Source organism: Paracoccus sp. (in: a-proteobacteria) (assembly GCF_032007265.1).
Taxonomy (GTDB): Bacteria; Pseudomonadota; Alphaproteobacteria; order Rhodobacterales; family Rhodobacteraceae; genus Paracoccus.
Window position 1 is genome coordinate 1 of the sequence record NZ_DALZMB010000185.1, and the last position, 3555, is coordinate 3555.

Below are 3555 nucleotides of genomic sequence, written 5' to 3' on the forward strand. Positions count from 1 at the left end.
GCGCCAGGCCGGAAAGAAATAAGGATTGGCCGCGCCACCCGCGCCTTGTCTGCCGAACTCTTGGATCTTGGCGTTCTGGAACTGGTTCCCGGTACTATTGGTGACCACCGTCGAACTATCCCCGGCGCTGACAATAACGCCGATGAAGTCGCGTTGGCCTTTGCGCGTGGCAATTGTATCGGCATCCCGCACCTTGATGGAGGCGATCAGCTCACCATCGTCTTTCGGGGCGAGGAACCGCATCGAAACGGCGACCTCTTCGGCACCATCGCGGGCAGCCGCCTTTGACGCGGCAACGACTGCCCGTCCCTTGCGACGAAACATGGCGTGGACTCTTTCTGCGCCATTAACCATTATTTGTCCTTCCTGGCGTAACCTGCCCAACCAAAGCAAAGGAATTCCAATGCTTCGCCTGTCTGCCGTCCTGATCGTGCTCGCCGTCGGCGCCTGTTCCTCCACCAAACCGCTTCACGAGCTGCGAACTGATTGTAAAAATGGGAAAAGCAGTGCCTGTCAGGCGGTCAAGCAAAACGACAAGTTGCTATGAGTATCTCACTCATATTGCTGATCGGTCTCAACTTACCCGGAGCGCTACCGCTCATGTTTGTTCTTGCAGCAATCTAAACTTCGACATTGCCGCGCGATGATCGGGACAGGCCAACAGACTGACGGCTCAGCCTTGCTACCCACCAGGCCCACTCTGAGGTACCTACTCGTGCGTCTGACCGATCACGGGCAGCCTAACAAAAAAGCCTCTTTTGAAGGGGCTTTTAAATCGTGCATCCAGTGGCACCAACATCATTCTGTTGAAGCTGTTCAGCTTCTATCGGCGTTGTCAAAAGCCTCTAGCGCACGCGTTGAGTAGACCAAGGCTGCGCCTGCATTCATTGCAACAGCGACACCCAAAGCCTCAGCAACCTCGTCGCGGGTGGCGCCAGCCTTCAGCGCCTCATTGGAATGCACCGAAATGCACCCATCGCAGCGCGTGGTCACAGCAACAGCCAGTGAGATCAACTGTCGGGTCTTTTCGTCAAGATGGCCGGTTTTCTTGCCAGCACCACTTGCGGTCGCGTAACCCTTGACCGTGTCTGGCGAGAGCTGAGCAAGCTTTCCGACGCCCTCCATCAAATGGCTTCTGTTATCATTCCAGTCCATTGTGGCCCCCTTGATAGATCTAAGACTTAAAGTCTGAACACAGCGCCTTCGCGTGACAATCATTAATTCGTCGCATGTGATCAGTACGAGCTGCGACACCAAGAGGTCACCCCTCCACCATCACTTCGACCTGGACCACTCCATGAACCCAGTCAGGATCAGGGTCATCCAACACGCGCACCAGGGTGATTTCGATGGGCCATCAACCGCGAGAGTTTCAACGAGAACGCGGTAGCGCCGACCGATAGCGGCATCGACGGCGATAGCGTGTCAGTTTTCTGTCACCGATTGATCTTTCGAATGTGGTGCCGCGACACTCGCGCATTTCTGGATTTCGGTGCGTATTTCCATTGGCTGCTGTCGACATCACGGTCTACGTTAATGGCGGCAACATATTGAATAGGTAGAAAATGATCCGGCTTATGAACCTGGCGGCCTCTGGCGCTTGTGCTTTGTTTCTTGGCAGTACTGCTATGGCACAAGAGGCGGTTAAACTAACTGATGAGCTCTTTACCCTGCCTTGGGTAATTGCTGAATTCGAGGGGCAAAGTGACGCTGAATTCGTAACCGCGCCGACGCTCAGCATGTTTGAGGTCAAAAGTCGTGACGTTGGGGGTGATACGCCCTGCGGTAATAGCTGGAACGCTAAGATTGACATGGACCTGCCCGCGGTCAGCATTACGGAGGTCGAGGCTTTCTATAGCGATGAGTGCCCTGTCTATCGCGACACCATCGCCCTTCTCAATGCGCTTGAGCAGGTTTCAGTTGCCAGAACTGGCCTCGACGGCCTCGAGCTGATCGCCCCTGACGGACGGAGGTTGATGCTTCTCGTAGCTGGCGGTTAGAGGCCAAAGCAGCTCTTGTGCTGCACAAAGTGTTTCGCCTGGTGCCTAGTTCAGAAAGCGGCTGGAATGTGAGGACTTTGTGGTCAAGCCCTCAATAGAAACGTGGTGTTGTTGGACCGTGTAAACGGCCCCGGCAACCCATCCACAACGGCGATCCGCGGAATAGGCTATCCGTCCCGACGGCACCTTTGAAGTGCTCCCATTGCAGCCTCTCTGCGGCGACGAGACCCTTATTCGTGTCGGACGTGCTGGTCGGGCTGAGACCGCACGATTCAGGCTGCTCAACCTCTGCAGCTTCGATGATCGACCATTTCACTGCATCCAGTACTTTGGTGGATATCCGACCGCCGCTTGCACAGAGATGGCGCACAAGCACCAACACGCTAATCTAAACACGACGGACCGATATATGAGGGGAAGAAGCGAAAGCGCAGCAAAAGTTTTACAACTTAGAACGCTACGTTGAGTCGCGAGAACAGGCTAAGAACGATCCGTTTCAACCACGGCTCAACCCTGCTTCACGGTTCAACTTTGTTTCAGCTAAGTCTTTGATTTGATGGTACCGCCTACCCGTCTCGAACGGGTGACCTCTAGATCCACAATCTAGCGCTCTAACCAACTGAGCTAAGGCGGCACTGGGGGTTCTCTAATGCTCTCCGCAGCAGGATGCAAGCCCATCTTGCCGCTTTTCTTTCATCGCGTTAATCAGAAATTCAACATTTCAGAAAGGACCGTCATGGGCATCAACAGTGAGAGCGAGATTGCCGCAAATATTCAGATCGGACCAACCGATCGCGGCATGGTGCGGATCTATATTGAGGCCGATGGCGTCGATCTTCCGCTTGATTTTGACCCCGAAGAGGCCGAGGAAATTGCCGAAGAGCTGACGGCAGCTGCCGAAGCGGCGCGGGCGATGGCCTCGGGCAACAACGGCCCTAAAAAGCGCGGCCGCTGATCCCCATCGGATCGGTCAGCGCCTGCAACCGGATGGCCGCCACTCGGGCGATATCGCGTTGCAGGCGCGTGCGACGGGCGCCGGCCATCCGGATATCTGCGGGCATGCGGATCAGTTCCGCGCCCCAGGCATCCGCGCGGATCAGCCCGTCGCCCTCTCGCAACAGGCTATCGTCAAAATCCTGATCGACCGCCCAGAAATAGCGGTCGCACCAGTCAAGATAGCCCTGCCATTTCTGATCGCTGACGAAATCTGCCCGCGAGCTTTTGCACTCGACGATCCAAATCTCGCCGGTCGGTGAGATCGAGATGACATCGACACGCAAACCGCTTTGCGGCACGAATTCTGCCAAAGAAGCATGACCCAGCGACAAAAGCAGTCGCATGACACCGCGCGTCAATTGTTGGCCAGGTCGAGGGGGTAGCAAGTCTTGCATACAAAAACCTTGAACGAAACGAAAACACTGCGCAAGAGGAACCAGAGCCCTTGCAGTGCCGGCCAACTGGGACTATTTCGGTAGGCGGCGGGTTTCTGCTCTTCTCGTGCGCGGCCATCTTTTCCACTGGCCTATAATTTCACCGAGGGGGCTGGCTCTGGCAG

General features: G+C 55.7%; 5 protein-coding genes and 1 tRNA gene. 2 read left to right on the top strand and 4 right to left on the bottom strand.

What is annotated here, in order from left to right; all coding sequences use genetic code 11:
• Nucleotides 1–324: HK97 gp10 family phage protein (locus RTS12_RS20295; RefSeq protein ID WP_312531896.1), on the bottom strand; the 324-nt coding region annotated here is incomplete at its 3' end.
• Between the two features lie 492 nt (nucleotides 325–816).
• The gene (locus tag RTS12_RS20300) at nucleotides 817–1155 is read right to left on the bottom strand and encodes a carboxymuconolactone decarboxylase family protein (protein WP_312531898.1); all 339 of its coding nucleotides are present in this window, start codon (nucleotides 1153–1155) and stop codon (nucleotides 817–819) included.
• 410 nt (nucleotides 1156–1565) lie between these two features.
• Here RTS12_RS20300 and RTS12_RS20305 point away from each other — a divergent pair, with 410 nt between their 5' ends.
• The gene (locus tag RTS12_RS20305; protein WP_312531900.1) at nucleotides 1566–2000 is read left to right on the top strand and encodes a hypothetical protein; all 435 of its coding nucleotides are present in this window, start codon (nucleotides 1566–1568) and stop codon (nucleotides 1998–2000) included.
• A 557-nt stretch (nucleotides 2001–2557) separates the two neighbouring features.
• Here the strand turns inward: RTS12_RS20305 and RTS12_RS20310 are convergent.
• Nucleotides 2558–2634 (bottom strand) — tRNA-His (locus RTS12_RS20310).
• Nucleotides 2635–2736: 102 nt separating this feature from the next.
• On the opposite strand from RTS12_RS20310, the gene RTS12_RS20315 reads away from it, so the two are divergent.
• Nucleotides 2737–2955, top strand: a complete 219-nt coding sequence (locus tag RTS12_RS20315; RefSeq protein WP_312531902.1) for a DUF6324 family protein — start codon at nucleotides 2737–2739, stop codon at nucleotides 2953–2955.
• Here RTS12_RS20315 and RTS12_RS20320 read toward each other — a convergent pair.
• On the bottom strand, nucleotides 2936–3391 hold the full coding sequence (locus RTS12_RS20320) for an MmcB family DNA repair protein (protein ID WP_312531904.1): 456 nt from the start codon (nucleotides 3389–3391) through the stop codon (nucleotides 2936–2938). The genes RTS12_RS20315 and RTS12_RS20320 overlap by 20 nt on opposite strands.
• Nucleotides 3392–3555 lie beyond the last annotated feature (164 nt).

Coding starts and splice junctions, on each gene's coding strand:
- RTS12_RS20300 (WP_312531898.1), bottom strand. CDS start 1,155: ATGGACTGGAATGATAACAGAAGCCATTTGATGGAGGGCGTCGGAAAG.
- RTS12_RS20305 (WP_312531900.1), top strand. CDS start 1,566: ATGATCCGGCTTATGAACCTGGCGGCCTCTGGCGCTTGTGCTTTGTTT.
- RTS12_RS20315 (WP_312531902.1), top strand. CDS start 2,737: ATGGGCATCAACAGTGAGAGCGAGATTGCCGCAAATATTCAGATCGGA.
- RTS12_RS20320 (WP_312531904.1), bottom strand. CDS start 3,391: ATGCAAGACTTGCTACCCCCTCGACCTGGCCAACAATTGACGCGCGGT.